Genomic DNA, 15,869 nt, shown 5'->3' on the forward strand with positions numbered 1-15,869 from the left:
CGGGCGCCCGGACGGAAGGACCCGACATGAGCAAGGTGACCTGCGACATCGCCGTCTCCGCCGACGGTTACGCGGCCGGCCCGAACCAGCGCCTCGACGAGCCGCTCGGCGACGGCGGCGAGCGGCTGCACCGGTGGATGTTCGAGGAGCCCGACGCCCACGCCGACGTCCTCGAGCAGATCACGGCGGCGGGCGCGTTCGTCATGGGACGCAACATGTTCACGTCCGGGCGCGGCGACTGGGACCTCGGCTGGACGGGCTGGTGGGGCGACGACCCGCCCTACCACGCGCCCGTGTTCGTCCTCACCCACCACCCGAGGGAGAAGGTGGAGATGAAGGGCGGGACGACCTTCCACTTCGTCACCGACGGGATCGAGTCGGCGCTCGCTCAGGCGAAGGAGGCGGCGGGCGACCTGGACGTCGCGATCGCGGGCGGCGCGCACACCGTCGACCAGTACCTCGCCGCCGGGCTGATCGACGAGCTGCGGCTGCACATCGCGCCGATCGTCCTCGGCGAGGGCGAGCGGCTGTTCACGGGCGTCGGCGACCTCGCGCTCAAGCCCGTTCGCGTCGCGCACACGGACCTCGTCACGCACGTCACCTACGAGGTGGGCCCGCCGCTCGGATGACGGCCAGCAGCCGCGCGACCTCGGCGGCGACGGCGTCCCGTCCGGCCGCGACGTAGCGGCGCGGGTCGACGAGCGCCGGGTCGGCGGCCAGCCGCTCCCGGACGGCGGCCGTGTAGACCTTGTTGAGCTGCGTCGCGATGTTGATCTTCGTCATGCCGTGCCCGACGGCGGCGGCCAGCGCCTCGTCGGGCACGCCGGACGACCCGTGCAGCACCAGCGGCACCGGCACCGCCGCCCGCAGCCGCGCGATCAGCGGCAGGTCCAGGACGCCGTCGCGGGTGAGCATCGCGTGCGACGTCCCGACCGCGACGGCCAGCGCGTCCACGCCGGTCGCCGCGACGTAGGCGGCGGCCTCGGCCGGGTCGGTGCGGGCGTGCGGGGCGTGCACGCCGTCCTTGCCGCCGATCTCGCCCAGCTCCGCCTCGACCCAGACGCCGTCCGCGTGGCAGCGCGCGGCCACCTCGGCGGTCGCGGCGACGTTCGCGTCGTGGCCGAGCCTCGACGCGTCGAACATCACCGACCCGAACCCGAGCGCGACCGCCTCGCGCACCAGGTCCGCCGACGTCGCGTGGTCCAGGTGGACCACGACCGGCACGGCGGCGGCCCGTCCGACTTCGAGGACGGCCCGCCCGAGCGGGGCGAGCGCGCCGTGGTAGGCGACGCAGTTCTCGCTCACCTGCAGCACGACCGGGGCCCCGGCGCGCTCCGCGCCCGCGACGATCGCCTCCGCCTGCTCGAGCTGGATCGCGTTGAACGCGCCCAGCCCGCGCCGCGCGCCGGCGAGCCCGCCGACGACCTCACTCATGGGCGCGAGCGGCATGCCCCTCCCCGGTATGGGCCTCCTCGGTATGACCTTCCTCGGCCCGGACGGTGACCCGCGCCAGCAGCGCGGGAAGCCCGGCGGCGTCGACCTCGCCAGCGACGGGGGAGCGGACCGCGCACGCGGCCAGCGCGACGGCCCGCCGCAGCCGCTCCGGCCACGGCAGCCCGCCCGCCAGCCCCGCCGCGAGCCCGGCGGCGAGCGCGTCGCCCGCCCCGGTCGGGTTGCCCGGCTCCGGACGGTCCAGCGCGGCGCGCAGCACGCCGTCCGGGGTCGCGGCGAGCACGCCGTCCGCGCCGAGCGAGGCGACGACCGCGCCCGCCCCGCGCAGCGCGCGGATCCCGGCGGCCGGGTCGGCCGTGCCGCTCGCGCGGGCCAGCTCGGCGGCGTTCGGCTTGACGACGTCGGGACGCGCCGCCAGCCCGAGCCGCAGCGCCTCCCCGTCGGCGTCCAGGATCACCGGGGCGTCCGCGCGGCGGACGAGGCGCGCGTAGGCGTCCGGCGGCACGCCCGGCGGCAGGCTCCCGGACAGGACGACGACCTCCGCGTCCCGCGCCAGCCGCCCGTAGTCGCGGGCGAACGCGTCCCACTCGGCGTCGGTGACCGTGGGGCCGGGCTCGTTGAACACCGTCACCTCGGCGGCGACGACGGTGACCGTCCGGCGCGACTCCCCGGCCGTCGGCGTGAACGCGGACGGCACGCCGAGCGACGCGAGCCCCGCCTCGATCCCCGCGCCCACCGCGCCGCCCGCGAACCCGGCGGCCACCACCTCGTGCCCGAGCCCGTGCAGCACCCGCGCGACGTTGACGCCCTTGCCGCCCGGCCTGCGGTGCACGGCCGCGACCCGGTTCACCTCGCCGGTCCGGGCGTCCGGGACCTCGTAGGTGTCGTCGAGCGCCGCGTTCAGGGTGACCGTGAGGATCATGCGCCGGGGGCACCGCCGTCCAGGATCACCGAGCGGGTCAGGTGCCGCGGGCGGTCCGGGTCCAGGCCGCGGGCGGCCGCCAGCGCGACCGCCGCCCGCTGCGCCCGGACCAGCTCGGCCAGCGGGTCGGCGGCCGCCGCGCGCAGCAGCCCGCCGGTCGCCGCGACCTGGGCGGCGAGGCCGTCCGGGAGGTCGCCGAGCATCCACACCGCGCGGCCCGGGCCGGTGACGCTGATCGGCCCGTGCCGGTACTCCATGGCCGGGTACGCCTCCGTCCAGTACCCGGCCGCCTCGCGCAGCTTGAGCGCCGCCTCGCTCGCCAGGCCGACCGTCCAGCCGCGGCCGAGGAAGGTGAACTGCCCGGCGGCGAGCAGCTCCGCCGGGAGCGGGTCGCGGACGGCGGCCTCCGCGTCCTCGATCGCCGCCGTGACGTCCTCGCCGAGGTGGGCCCGCAGCAGGACGAGCTGGGTCGTGGCGAACCGCGTCTGCACGACGGACTCCTCGTCCGCGAACTCGAGGGCGACGACATGGTCGGCGCGCGCGGCGGCGGGGGAGTCCGGGACGGCGGTGACCACGGTCGTGCGGGCCGTCCCGGCGAGCCCGGCGAGGACGTCGACGACCTCCGTCGTCGTCCCGGACCTGGAGAGCGCGACCACCCGGTCGTAGCGGCGGCCGGACGGCATCTCCGAGGCCGCGAACGCGTCCGTCTCGCCGTGCCCGGCCGACTCGCGCAGCGCCGCGTACGCCTGCGCCATGAACAGCGAGGTGCCGCACCCGACGACCGCCACCCGCTCGCCGCGCGCCGGGAGCGGGCCGCCGCCCGCCGGATCGGCGAGCCCGGCCGCCAGCCCCGCCGCCCGCCGCCAGCACCCCGGCTGGGCGGCGATCTCGCTGGTGGTCCGGTCGGCGGGCATGGAACCTCCTGGCGAGGACGCGGCGGCGGCTTTTTGCAGAGTCTATGCTCACTTATGCTCGGAAGAGTAGAGAAAGAAGCAGGAAACGCCATGCGTCCGGCTCAGGCGGGCCGTTCCCGGACGACACGGACGAACCGCACGTCCAGATCGGAGCCCTCGCCGGTGGCGATCCGGAAGTCGGTGCGGCCGCTCAGGCCGTTCGCGAACACCGGCCGGGGGAGCGTCACGGTCGCGGTCTTCCACTGGCCGTCGCCGGTCCGGCGCACCTCGGGCGAGCGCCCGCCCTGGTAGGCGATCCACCAGGCGCCCTTGCCCGCGTCCCGGTAGGTGACCTTGATCTGCGCGGGGCCGCGCAGCCCGCGCGCGAAACGGTCGTCGACGTCGAAGTACAGGGACGTCTGCCCGTGCGCGCGGTCGGTGCTGAGCCCCTCGTATGCCGTGCCGTTCTCCTTCCCGAGGACGCCCGTGTGGACGTCCGCCGAGGACCGCCGGGCCCGGCCGTCCGGCCCGGTGTCCCGCTGGACGAGCCACCGTTCGAGGTTTCGCACCCAGGGCCGGGTCCGCCATTCGCGCGCACCCGTGAACGGGCCCCGCTTCTTCTTCCAGTAGGTGTCCTCGGCGTCCCGGAGTGCCGCCCAGGCGTCCGGGGAATCGGAGGCAGTCTTGCCCACGCTTAGCCGAACCCATTTCCAAAGTTCCGGGTACTGCTTCATATAAGAGGGCCCTGGTACCGCGTAAACCCAGTTCATCCGCAACTGCAATGCCTTGAGACTCGACTGCCGGACGGCGTAGTAGGGCTCGGACGTCTTGAAGTCGCAGTCGTTGTAGCACTCGTTCTCGGTGGCGGCGACGTGCTTCCCGTCATGGACGGGAAGGGACTCGTCCACGGTCATGTGCCCGTCCGGCAGGATCCGGCTGCCGTAAGACGGGGCCTCGCTCAAATGGAAATTGAAGACCTCGGTGATGCCCGTCCGGATGCCCATTCCCGCGTCGACCGCCTGCTTGGTGAGCAGGTCGGTCCTCGACCCCCACGGGCCCCACGGGTAATCCTCGCCGGTGAACACGAGCTTGTAGGAGTACGGCCCGAAGAGGCCGACCAGGTCGCGCCAGGCGTGCCGGTACCACGCCTGGTACTTCTCGAACGTCAGCCCCTTCTCGGCCGCGTCGTTGATCATGTCGTAGTCGTACTCGGCCCACGTGAACGCGCCCGGGACGTAGATGAACCGCAGCCGCGGATCCGCTCGCAGCCCGTGCTCGACGAACACCTTCCGGTAGAGCTCCAGGAGGCGTCCCCACACGCATTCGTTCCAGAGCGGCAGGTGGTACTGCCCGTCGTAGTCGGGGCCGATCCGCTCCACGCCGCACTGCTCGGCGACCCAGTCGGGCGCCCATTTCGTGCCGCTGGCGAATATCCGCATCCAGAACGGCCGCCGGTCGGCCAGCTGCCTGCCGTACGACTGGAAGGTCATGTCCTCCGCCGCGCCGGGCGTGCCGGTCACGACCTCTCCGGGGCCGTCCGGCTGGAGCTGCCGCCAGCTCACGTCCAGCGAGCGCGTGTCCACCCCGAACTCGGGCGCCGCCGTCTCGGAGAAGAGCCCGGAGTTCGGCGACGGGCGCACCCAGCCGGGAAGCGAGAAGTCGTCGCCGCGCCGCACCTCCACGCCGCCGTCCGCCGAGCCGCTCGACCTCCCCGACGCCCGCGAGCCGCCCGAATCGCCCGAGTCCGACGGGCACCCGCTCGCTAACGCCGACAGCGCCACGGCGACCACCCCGGCGGCCACCGCGCGCTTCACCGCGGGCCCCCGCGCCGCCGTCCCGCGTCCGCCCTCGCCGACACTTCCCACAAAGATCAGAGCTCCTTCCGCGACCGACCGGCGACGCGCCGTAATTGCCAACGGGCGCGTCTCGCCTATCATGACGACTCCGGTATACGCCGGATCGCAGCGTCGTTCTCCCGCCACGGCGCGGATCACGGCCGGGCCCGCGGGCCCGGTCCGCTCCGCGCTGCCCCCGAACACGTTGGAGCCTCCCAACATGATCAGCGAAGAGACCCGCCTCCCCGCCTCCCTCGACGACGTCCAGGGCTGGTTCCCGAAGATCGACCAACTGCTCTTCACCTGGTTCCTGGAACGCCAGGAGCGCCGAGGTGACCGGGGCGACCTCGTGGAGCTCGGCTCCTACCTCGGCAAGAGCGCCATCCTCATCGGCCGCCACCTGCGCGACGGCGAGACCTTCACCGTGTGCGACCTGTTCGACTCCGACGCCCCGGACGACTCGAACCAGGCCGAGATGAACGGGTCGTACGCCACCCTCACCCGCACCGCCTTCGAGACGAACTACCGCGCCTTCCACGACCGGCTCCCGGAGATCGTCCAGGGGCCGACGTCCCAGATCCTCGACCACGTCGAGCCGGAGAGCGCCAGGTTCGTGCACGTGGACGCGTCCCACCTGTACGAGCACGTGCACGGCGACATCCGCGCCGCGCACGTCATGCTCCCGCCGGACGGCCTCCTCGTCTGCGACGACTACCGCTCCGAGCACACCCCCGGCGTCGCCGCCGCCGTCTGGGAGGCGGTGGCCGACGACGGGCTGCGCCCGATCTGCGTCACCACCCAGAAGCTGTACGGGACGTGGGGCGACGCGGCCGCCGTCCGGGACGAGCTGCTGGAGTGGCTCGCCGGACGCGACGACGTGTGGCACGAGGTCCAGCAGGTCGCCGGGCACGGGCTCGTCCGGGTGAAGGGCAAGTCCGCGCGGCCGAAGAAGGACGAGGTGCGCAGGCTCAAGGAGCGCCTCGCCGACTCCGAGGACCGGCTGGCCCGCGCGGAGGCCCGGCTCGCCCGCGCGCGGGACGAGCTCGACTCCGTCCGCAACTCGGTCAGCTTCAAGGTCGGCCGGTCGGCCACGGCGCTGCCCCGGGCGGTGCGGCGGCGCGGCGGACCGCGCGGCGCCTGAAGATTTTTTCGCGGGTCTCCGGCCGGCTCCGGGCCCGGATCGGGCGCGGGGTTGACGTGATGTCCTGACAAAGTCCGGGGAGCGCGGCGCCGCCGGTCCGGCCGTGCCCGGACCGGCGTTTGTTGGAACGTTCCGAGGAGTTGACACGGTACCCTGACCGGGTGGTCGCCCTGACAGGCTTTCCGCACGTCAGCGCGGTGAATGACAGACTTCGGGCAAACCGTTGACCGGGTAATGACCGAAGTCGTGCACAGGTGTTACCTTCCTGTGCGTGACATCGAGCAAGAGGCGTGCGCAGATCGTGTCGTCCCTGCGTACCAAGGGTGCGGCCTCGGTCAGGGAGCTGGCCGAGACCCTTCAGGTGAGCGAGTCGACGATCCGGCGCGATCTCGACGTGCTGGACCGCAACGGCGAGCTCCAGCGCACCTACGGGGGAGCGGCGCTGTCGCCGCGCTCGGCCGTCCCGGAGATCTCCTTCGCGGCGTCGGCCGAGCACGACAGCGCGGAGAAGGCGGCGGTCGCCGAGCGGGCCGCCGCCCTGGTCGAGGACGAGATGGTCGTCGTGCTCGACATCGGCACCAGCACCCGGCTCATCGCCCGGCACCTGCGCGGCCGGCCGGTCACCGTGATCACCAACAACCTGGCCGTGCTGGACGAGCTGCGCGACGACGAGGCCGTCCGGCTGTGCCTGCTCGGCGGCGTCGTGCGCCGCAACTACCTCTCGCTCGTCGGCTCGCTCACCTCGACGGCGCTCCGCCAGGTCCGCGCAGACCTGGTGTTCCTCAGCTGCACCGGGGTGCGGCCGGACGGTCACGTCATGGACGACATGGAGGTCGAGACGCCGGTCAAGCAGGCGATGCTGGAGTCTGCCGACCGGGTGGTGCTGGTCGCCTCGGAGGCGAAGTTCCCCGGCACCGGATCGCTGCGCGTGTGCTCCCTCGCGCGCGTCGACGCCCTGGTCACCACCGCCGGCGCCGACCCCAGGACTCTCGATGTCTGCCGGCAGGCGGGCGGGAAGGTGTACATCGCATGAAGCTGGCCATTCTCGGCGGTGGCGGGTTCCGGGTGCCGTTCGTGTACCAGGCCCTGCTGCAGGACCCAGGCTCCCCGCGCATCGAGGAGGTCTGGCTGCACGACTCCGAGCCGGGCCGGCTGGACGTGATGGCCGACATCCTCGCGACGCTCGCGGGCGGGGCGGAGGCGGCGCCGCGCGTCCACACGAGCACCGTGCTCGACAAGGCGCTGGAGGGCGCCGACTTCGTGTTCTCCGCGATCCGCGTCGGCGGCCTCGCCGGACGGGTGTGCGACGAGCGGGTCGCGCTCGACCTGAACGTCCTCGGCCAGGAGACGACCGGCCCCGGCGGCATCGCCTACGGGCTGCGCACCATCCCCGTCATGCTCGACATCGCGCACCGCGTGCGCGAACTCGCGCCCGACGCCTACGTCATCAACTTCACCAACCCGGCCGGGATGATCACCGAGGCGATGCAGGGCGTGCTCGGCGACCGGGTGCTCGGCATCTGCGACACGCCGTCGGGGCTGGGCGCGCGGGTGGCGGCGGCGCTCGGGCTCGACCCGGCCCGCGTCCAGCTCGACTACGTCGGGCTGAACCACCTCGGCTGGATGCGGCGGATCCTGCACGACGGCGTCGACGTCCTCCCGGCCCTGCTCGCCGACGACGACGTGCTCGGGACGCTGGAGGAGGGCGTGGTCTTCGGCGGCGACTGGCTGCGCGACCTCGGCGTCATCCCCAACGAGTACCTGTACTACTACTACTTCAACCGCGACGCGGTGCGCGCCACCCTCGACGCCGGGCAGACCCGCGGCGAGTTCCTGCTCAAGCAGCAGGAGGCGTTCTACGAGCGGATCGCGGCGGCGTCCGGCGGCGCGGCCATGGAGCTGTGGCGCGAGACGGTCGCGTCCCGCAGCGCGAGCTACATGGCCGAGATGAAGGGCGCGCGGACCGGCGAGGCCCTCGACGTCCAGTCCGGGATCGACCCGGCGGAGGAGGGCTACGCCCGCGTCGCGCTCAGCGTGATGGCCGCGATCAGCCGCAACGAGCCCGCGACGATGATCCTCAACGTGCGGAACGGGTCGACCGTCGGCGCGCTGCCCGCGGACGCGGTCGTCGAGGTGCCGGTCACGGTCGACGCGAACGGGGTGCACGCGCTCGTCCTCGACCAGCCCGACCTGCACCAGACGGGGATGATGCAGCAGGTCAAGGCCGTGGAGCGGCTGACGATCGAGGCCGCGACGACCGGGTCGCGGACGGCCGCCGTCCAGGCGTTCGCGCTGCACCCGCTGGTCGACTCGGTGCCGATCGCCCGGCGCCTGCTGGACGGCTACATCGACCGCATCCCGGGCGTGGCCGCCGTGTTCGAGCCGGGCGCCCCCTCCAAGAAAGGCAGGGCCTGATGGCAGTAGAGACCCTGAACGGGGACCCGGCCGCCGGGCGCCCGCCCGAGCCGGACCTCGCCGACCCGTGCACCGAGCGGGGCCTCGCGGGCGACATGCTGCGCCGCGCGGGCGACCCCGGCGCGTCCCCGGAGCTGGACGTGTTCCTCAGCGGCCAGGTGTTCATGGACATGATCTTCACCGGGCTGCCGGGGCTGCCGCCGCCCGGGACGGAGCTGTTCACCGAGGGGCTCGGCTCCGCGCCCGGCGGGATCGCGAACATCGCGGTCGCGATGAGCAGGCTCGGGCTGCGCGTCGGCCTCGCCGCGCCGTTCGGCGACGACCTGTTCGGCGCGTACCTGTGGCGGACGCTCGCCGAGCAGGAGGGCATCGACCTCGGCCACTCCCGCAAGGTCACGGGCTGGCCCACGCCGGTCACCGTGTCCCTGGCCTACGACTCCGACCGCAGCATGGTCACCTACGCCAAGCCCGTGCCGGGCGCCGAGTCCACCGCGGGGGCGGGCTCGAGCGGCGGAGGCCCGGCGGAGGCGGACGGCGCGGAGGCGGTGCTCGGCTCCCGGCCGCCGTCCGCGCGCGCCTGCTTCGTCGACATCGAGCGCCCGGTGCCCGGCTGGGCGCGGGAGATGCGCCGGTCCGGGACGCTGGTCTTCGCCGACCTCGGCTGGGACGCGACCGAGACCTGGTCGAGCGAGGTGCTCGACCGGCTGGCGGACGTGGACGTCTTCCTGCCGAACGCCGTGGAGGCCATGGCCTACACGCGCACCGGCACGCCGGAGGACGCGGCCCGCGCGCTGTCCGAGCGCGTCCCGGTCGTGGTCGTGAAGCGGGGCGGCGCGGGCGCCATCGCGATCGACTCCGCGACCGGGGAGGTCGCCGAGACCGACGCGCTGCCGGTGCGGCCGCTCGACGCGACCGGGGCCGGCGACGTGTTCGGCGCCGGGTTCCTGTTCGGGACGCTCGCCGGGCTGCCGCTGGCCGAGCGGCTGAAGTTCGCGAACCTGTGCGCGGGCCTGTCGGTCCGGCACCGCAGCGGGTCGCTCGGCGCGCCCTGCTGGGGCGAGATCGCGGCGTTCGGCGAGTCCGGCGAGGTGCCGGAAGCGGTGCTGGCCGACTACGCGTTCGTCGTCGACTTCATCCCCGACTCGGCGGACGACACCGTCGTCCGCGCCGAGCCGACCCTCCGGGCCGACGTCGAGTCGCCGTCCTGATCCCGGGACGCCGCGCGCGGCGCCGGAGACCACGCAGCACCACCACCCACCCCAGGGATAGAGAGCACAAAGGGAGCCGCAGGATATGCCGACATTCATGAGACGAGGGACGGTCGCGGCGGCCGCGGCCCTCCTCACCGCGTTCGCCGCCGCGTGCGCGCCGGGCTCGTCCGACGACAAGCCCGAGAGCAAGGCGCCCGCGGCGGTCAGCACCGACGTCGCCAAGGCCGGGAACGTCACCCTCACCGTCTGGGACCAGGAGGTCCAGGGCGGGCAGAAGAAGCAGATCGAGGAGCTGAACAAGCGGTTCCAGGCCAAGTACCCGAACGTCAAGATCAACCGGGTGTCGCGGTCGTTCTCCGACCTGCAGAAGACGCTCCGGCTCGCGCTGTCCGGCAGCAACCCGCCGGACGTCGTCGAGGCCAACCAGGGCTACGCGTCGATGGCGCAGTTCGTCAAGGCCGGGATGCTCCTCCCGCTGGACTCCTACGACCAGGCGTACGGGTGGAAGAAGCGCTACCCGAAGGGCCTGACCGACCTGAACAGCGTCACCGACGGCGGCAAGCTGATCGGCCAGGGCAAGCTGTACGGCGTCTCGCTGAACGGTGAGATCGTCGGCCTCTTCTACAACAAGGAGAAGCTCGCCAAGCTCGGCATCCAGCCGCCGAAGACGTGGGACGAGTTCGAGCAGGCGCTCGCCGCGGCGAAGGGCAAGAACGAGATCCCGATCGCGTTCGGCAACGTCGAGAAGCTGCCCGCGATGCAGCTCTACGGCATCGTCCAGGACGGCGTGAACAACAAGGAGGCCGTCCGCAACCTGGTGTTCGGCAGCGGCGGCTCCTGGACGGACGGCCCGAACGTCCAGGCCGCGCAGCGGCTGGCCGACTGGGCCAAGAAGGGCTACTTCACCAAGGACGCCAACTCCATCAAGTGGGACGACACCCCGGTCAACTTCGCCAAGGGCGACGGCGTGTTCCTGTTCGGCGGCACCTGGTGGGCGCCCGACCTGGCCGACAAGATGAAGGACAAGGTCGGCTTCATGGTGCCGCCCGCGCCGCAGGCCGGGGCGCCGACGGCGACGATGGGCGGGGAGAGCCTGCCCTGGTCGATCACGTCCAAGTCGAAGAACCCGGACGTGGCCGCCGCCTACATCAACTTCATCACCTCGCCCGAGGCGATGGACGTGTCCGTCGAGACCGGCAACCTGCCCGCGCTCGCGGCCTCCAAGCAGCCGGACCAGCCGCTGCAGAAGGAGATCACGGCGGCGTGGGGCGAGCTGAGCAAGAACGACGGCATCACGCCCTACATCGACTACGCCACGCCGACCTTCACCGACGCCTTCGGTGGACCGCTCCAGGAGCTGATCGCCGGGCGTAAGTCGGCCGACGAGGTCATGAAGGCCGCGCAGGACGACTACGACGCCTTCCAGAAGAAGAAGTAACGACCGGCGGGCCCGTCCCGGCCGCCCCTCCGACGGGGCGCGGCCGGGACGGGACGCAGGCCGAGACGGATACCCAAGGAGCCCGCACATGACGACCGTCGCGCGGCACAAGACCCGGAAGTCCGGAGGCGAGGCGCCCGCGCCGCGCCAGGCGCGGGTCGAGTCCCGCCCTCCGGGCGAGCCACGCAGGATCGGCTGGCTGTACGTCCTGCCCGCCCTCCTCGTGTACGGGGCGTTCCTGCTGTGGCCGCTGGTCCGCGGGGCGCAGTTCTCCCTGTACGACTGGGACGGCCTCGGGACGGCGACGTGGGCGGGCGCCTCCAACTACACCGCCATCTGGTCCGATCCGGTGCTGCGCGGCGCGTTCGGGCACCTGCTGGTGCTCATCGTGTTCTACGCCGTGCTGCCGTGCTGCATCGCGTTCCTGCTGGTCGCGGTGATGTCCCGGTCGAAGATCCACGGCCTCGCCTTCTTCCGGACGGTGCTGTTCCTGCCGCAGGTCGTCGCGATGGTCGCGGTGGCCGTGGCGTGGCGCTGGGTGTACTCGGCGGACGGCCCGGTCAACACCGTCCTCGGCTGGGCGCACGCGCTCGGCCTGCCGGACTGGCGGCGCGGCTGGCTCGGCGACTTCACGTTCGCGCTGCCCGCGGTCGGCGTCGTCGGCACCTGGGTCGGGATCGGGCTCGCGATGGTGCTGTTCCTCGCCGGGGTGCAGCGCATCCCGCGCGAGCTGTACGAGGCGGCGCGGATCGACGGGGCGGGGGCCGTCCGCGAGTTCTTCGCGGTGACGCTCCCGGCGCTGCGGCGCGAGCTCGCGGTGGCGCTGACGCTCACCACGATCATGGCGATCCGCAACTTCGACCTGATCTACAACGCCACGGAGGGCGGGCCGGGCGACGCCACGAAGGTGCCCGCCTACGAGGTCTACAACCGCACGTTCAACACCGGCGAGGTCGGCCTAGGCTGCGCCGTCGGCGTCACCCTCGCCGTCCTGGCATTCGTCGTGACAGCCGGGATTCGACGGGTCGTGGAGGGGAAGGACGCATGAACGGGCGGACTGAGCGGTTCTTCAACCACGCCATTCTGGCGGTGTTCGCTGTCATCGCCGTCTTTCCCATGATCGGCGTGCTGACGCAGGCGTTGCAGTTTCCCGAACTGAACTTCTCGAATTTCGCGGACGCGTGGCGTGAGGGCCATTTCGGCACCTACATGCGCAACAGCATCATCGTCACGGCGATCACCGTGGCGCTCGCCGCCGTCCTGTCGATCATGGCCGGGTACGCGCTCGGCACCATGCGGTTCCGCGGCGCCGGAATCGTGTTCCTGCTGTTCCTCGCGGGGCTGACCATCCCGACCGAGGCCATCGTCGTCCCGCTGTACTTCGACCTGCGGTCGGTGGGGCTCGACAACAGCTACGCGGGGCTGATCCTCCCGCAGGTCGCCATGTCGGTCGCGTTCGGCACGTTCTGGATGCGCGCGTACTTCCGGAGCGTCCCAAGGTCGCTGCTGGAGGCGGCCCGCATCGACGGCGCGAACGGGTGGACGACGCTGTGGCGCGTGCTCGTGCCCGTCGGCCGTCCCGCCATCCTCACGATGCTGCTGCTCACCACGATGTGGACCTGGAACGAGTTCCTGCTCCCGCTGGTGATCATCAACTCGGAGGAGGGGTTGCGCACCGCGCCGCTCGGGCTGTCCTTCTTCCAGGGCACGCACAAGACCGACTACTCGCTGCTCATGGCCGGCGCGCTGATCATCGCGGCGCCCGTCGTGACGGCCTATGTCTTCCTGCAACGACAGTTCATCGCAGGAATGCTCTCGGGGGCCATCAAGGAGTAGGGAAGAACAGGAGAGTTAATTGCGAAGACTCGCCCTACCCGCAATCCTGTCCGCCGCGCTCGCGGCCACGGCAGTCGCCTTCGCGGGCCCGCCCGCGCAGGCGGCTCCGGCGGACCGCGGCGCACCGTCCAAAGGGGCGTCTGACAAGGGGCAGCTCGACGTGCTGTTCGTCGGGGCGCACCCGGACGATGAGGCCGGCGCGCTGTCGACGCTCGGCCAGTGGAACGAATTCGACAAGGCGAAGGTCGGCGTCCTCACCGTCACGCGCGGCGAGGGCGGCGGCAACGCCTCCGGCACCGAGGAGGGCCCGGCGCTCGGCCTGCTCCGGGAGGACGAGGAGCGGCGCGCCGTCGGCAAGGCGGGCGTCACCGACATCCACTACCTGGACAAGGTCGACTTCTACTACACGGTGAGCACCCCGCTCACCGCGGAGACGTGGGACCACGACAAGACGCTGGAGAAGGTCGTCCGGCTCGTCCGGGAGACGCGGCCCAAGGTGATCGTCACCATGGTGCCCGCGCCGCTGCCCGGCCAGCACGGCAACCACCAGATGGCCGCGCGGCTGGCGACGGAGGCGTACTTCGCCGCGGGCAACGCCTCGGCGTATCCGACGCAGCTCCGTAAGGAGGGGCTGCAGGCGTGGGCGCCGGGACGCCTGTTCCAGACGGGCGGGGCGTCCGGGCCGACCGGGTCCGCCTGCGCCGCGTCGGGGACGCCGTCGAACGCGGCCTCGGTCACCTACGGCGTGTGGGGCGGCCGCGCGTCCGCGCGCAACGGCGGCAAGACCTGGGCGCAGGTCGAGCGCGAGGCGCAGCGCACGTACGTCAGCCAGGGCTGGGGCGGGTTCCCGGACGCGCCGTCCGACCCGACCAAGATCGGCTGCGACTACTACATGCAGATCCACAGCCGGGTGCCGTTCACGCTCGGCAACACCGGCCCGGCCGCGATGCTGGAGGGGGCGCTGCAACCCGGACAGGGCGGGCTGCCGCTCGGCACGCGGTTCGAGCTGGCGACGGACTCGTTCGGGGTGACCGGCGGGCGCGCGTTCAAGGTGACCGCCAAGGCGAGCGCCGCGGAGCAGCTGAAGGGGGCCAGGGCCGCCCTTTCGGTGCCCGCTGGTTGGAACGTTACAGGGAGCGGTGACCTGGGCAAACTCGGGTCTGCTGAGCGCTCGGCGACGTTCACCGTGACGCCCCCGGCGGGCGCCAAGGCCGGACGCGCGCAGATCTCGGCGACGCTCACCAGCGGCAAGGCCAAGGGCCAGGCGGCGACGTCGGTCGAGGTGCGGCCCGCCGTGACCGGGGTGCTGGAGCCGCTGCCGCGCGTGTCGGACTTCGACACCTGGGCGGGCAAGGTCGGCGTCCCCGCGCTCACCGGGCAGGTGAAGCGGGTGCTGACGCTGGCGTCCGGCACGTCCCGCAAGGTGCGGATCGACGTGGCGAACACCACCGCGTCCGCGCAGTCGGGCACGGTCAAGCTCGACCTCCCGCAGGGGTTCTCGGCGGACGCGGCGTCCAAGCCGTACACGCTCGACGCGGGGAAGACGGGGTCGGTCGACTTCACCGTCACCAACACCGACGCCTCCCTGCCGACCTCCAACCAGGGCGGCAACGGCGGCGACTACGACCTGACCATCACGACGACGTCGTCCGCGGGCGCGGCCGACGTGCAGAAGGGGGCGCTGGAGCTCGTCCCGAAGGCGGAGCTGCCGAAGGCGGCCGCCGCGCCGGCGCTGGACGGCAAGGAGTCGCCGGGCGAGTACCCGGGTCCGGAGCTGAACCTGTCCCGGGTCTGGGAGGGCGAGGCGTGCGCGTCCGCGGACGACTGCTCGGCCACCGGCAAGGTGACCTGGACCGACGACGCGCTGAACGTCCTCGTCAAGGTCCGCGACGACAAGGCGGGCACGACGCTCGGCGCGGACGACTGCAAGCGCCACTGGCGCACCGACTCCGTCGAGATCGCGATCGACCCGCGGGGCGACTCGGAGAACACGTCCACCACGTTCAAGACCGGCATCTTCCCGAAGATGTCGGACGGGAAGCCCTGCTTCCAGCGTGACGCGGACGCCAACCAGGGCCCGGGCGAGAAGACCGCGCCCGGCATGCAGATCGCGTCGACGGTCAACGACCCCTACGACGGGTACGTGATCGAGGCGAAGATCCCGTTCAAGGCGCTGCCGACCGCCGTCGACCCGGCGCGGATGGGCCTGAACATCTTCGTGTACGACTCCGACACCCAGGACAAGACGGGCCAGACGCGCATCGGCTGGTCCACCTGGGGCGGGGTGCAGGGCGACCCGTACCGGTGGGGCCAGGTGTCGCTGCCGGGGCACGTCCCGCCGGCCGGGATGCCGACCACGCCGCCGGCGCCGGTCATGCCGACCGACGCGACCGATTCGGTGAACTCGCCCGAGTCGATCCTCCAGGCCGTCCGGACCGGCGTTCCGCTGGCCGCGGGCCCCGCCGCGCCGCGCTCTGATTCGGCGTGGATCGCGGGACGACCGTCGGTCTCCGGTGGTTCGACCACCTTCCGATTGGCGTCGACCGGACCGGGCACCGCGCACGTACATGTGTGGGACGGAAAGGTCCTCGGCACGAAGGAGATCAAGATCGGCCGCGCGGGCTCGGTGCGGGTGACCGTGCCGGGTGCGAGCGGCACCCTGACCGTCGCCTTCGAGGCGGCGAAGGGCGGGACGGCGAGCAGCGCCGTCCGGCTCTCCGGCTGAG

At 72.6% G+C, this 15,869-nt stretch carries 13 protein-coding genes; 9 read left to right on the forward strand and 4 right to left on the reverse strand.

Features of this window, described 5'->3' with window-relative positions:
- The first annotated feature begins 26 nt into the window (after nt 1-26).
- Nucleotides 27-629 carry a dihydrofolate reductase family protein gene (locus tag FXF68_RS33545; RefSeq protein ID WP_148766452.1) on the forward strand — a complete coding sequence of 201 codons (603 nt, stop codon included), beginning with the start codon at nt 27-29 and terminating at the stop codon, nt 627-629.
- On the opposite strand, the gene FXF68_RS33550 is transcribed toward FXF68_RS33545, so the two are convergent.
- From FXF68_RS33550 to FXF68_RS33565, 4 genes are all read right to left on the reverse strand, one after another.
- Nucleotides 598-1,434, reverse strand: coding sequence for a class II fructose-bisphosphate aldolase (locus FXF68_RS33550; protein WP_246179090.1), 837 nt, complete (start codon nt 1,432-1,434; stop codon nt 598-600). The two genes, FXF68_RS33545 and FXF68_RS33550, sit on opposite strands and share 32 nt — an antisense overlap.
- Nucleotides 1,427-2,374: a 1-phosphofructokinase family hexose kinase gene (locus tag FXF68_RS33555; RefSeq protein WP_148766456.1), complete on the reverse strand. Its 948-nt coding sequence runs from the start codon at nt 2,372-2,374 to the stop codon at nt 1,427-1,429. The genes FXF68_RS33550 and FXF68_RS33555 overlap by 8 nt, the downstream gene beginning before the upstream one ends.
- A complete protein-coding gene (locus FXF68_RS33560) occupies nt 2,371-3,288 on the reverse strand; it encodes an SIS domain-containing protein (protein WP_148766458.1) in 918 nt (305 codons plus the stop codon). The genes FXF68_RS33555 and FXF68_RS33560 overlap by 4 nt, the downstream gene beginning before the upstream one ends.
- Before the next feature lie 101 nt (nt 3,289-3,389).
- Nucleotides 3,390-5,132 carry a hypothetical protein gene (locus FXF68_RS33565; RefSeq protein WP_148766460.1) on the reverse strand — a complete coding sequence of 581 codons (1,743 nt, stop codon included), beginning with the start codon at nt 5,130-5,132 and terminating at the stop codon, nt 3,390-3,392.
- 190 nt (nt 5,133-5,322) lie between these two features.
- Here FXF68_RS33565 and FXF68_RS33570 point away from each other — a divergent pair, with 190 nt between their 5' ends.
- The 8 genes from FXF68_RS33570 (at nt 5,323) to FXF68_RS33605 (ending at nt 15,868) form a co-directional block, all read left to right on the forward strand.
- Nucleotides 5,323-6,243: a class I SAM-dependent methyltransferase gene (locus tag FXF68_RS33570; protein WP_148766462.1), complete on the forward strand. Its 921-nt coding sequence runs from the start codon at nt 5,323-5,325 to the stop codon at nt 6,241-6,243.
- 271 nt (nt 6,244-6,514) lie between these two features.
- Nucleotides 6,515-7,276 (forward strand): DeoR/GlpR family DNA-binding transcription regulator, encoded by a 762-nt coding sequence (locus FXF68_RS33575; protein WP_148766464.1) that lies wholly within the window; start codon nt 6,515-6,517, stop codon nt 7,274-7,276.
- A complete protein-coding gene (locus FXF68_RS33580) occupies nt 7,273-8,658 on the forward strand; it encodes a 6-phospho-beta-glucosidase (RefSeq protein WP_148766466.1) in 1,386 nt (461 codons plus the stop codon). The genes FXF68_RS33575 and FXF68_RS33580 overlap by 4 nt, the downstream gene beginning before the upstream one ends.
- Nucleotides 8,658-9,866: a carbohydrate kinase family protein gene (locus tag FXF68_RS33585; protein WP_246179091.1), complete on the forward strand. Its 1,209-nt coding sequence runs from the start codon at nt 8,658-8,660 to the stop codon at nt 9,864-9,866. Before FXF68_RS33580 ends, FXF68_RS33585 begins: the two co-directional genes overlap by 1 nt.
- Before the next feature lie 97 nt (nt 9,867-9,963).
- Nucleotides 9,964-11,307: an extracellular solute-binding protein gene (locus FXF68_RS33590; protein WP_222870200.1), complete on the forward strand. Its 1,344-nt coding sequence runs from the start codon at nt 9,964-9,966 to the stop codon at nt 11,305-11,307.
- 88 nt (nt 11,308-11,395) lie between these two features.
- Nucleotides 11,396-12,355, forward strand: coding sequence for a carbohydrate ABC transporter permease (locus tag FXF68_RS33595; protein ID WP_148766470.1), 960 nt, complete (start codon nt 11,396-11,398; stop codon nt 12,353-12,355).
- Nucleotides 12,352-13,143: a carbohydrate ABC transporter permease gene (locus FXF68_RS33600; RefSeq protein WP_148766472.1), complete on the forward strand. Its 792-nt coding sequence runs from the start codon at nt 12,352-12,354 to the stop codon at nt 13,141-13,143. Before FXF68_RS33595 ends, FXF68_RS33600 begins: the two co-directional genes overlap by 4 nt.
- 19 nt (nt 13,144-13,162) lie before the next feature.
- Nucleotides 13,163-15,868 (forward strand): sugar-binding protein, encoded by a 2,706-nt coding sequence (locus FXF68_RS33605; protein ID WP_148766475.1) that lies wholly within the window; start codon nt 13,163-13,165, stop codon nt 15,866-15,868.
- The last annotated feature ends 1 nt before the right edge of the window (nt 15,869 follow it).

The organism is Actinomadura decatromicini (assembly GCF_008121305.1).
In the GTDB taxonomy this organism is placed as follows: Bacteria; Actinomycetota; Actinomycetes; order Streptosporangiales; family Streptosporangiaceae; genus Spirillospora; species Spirillospora syzygii.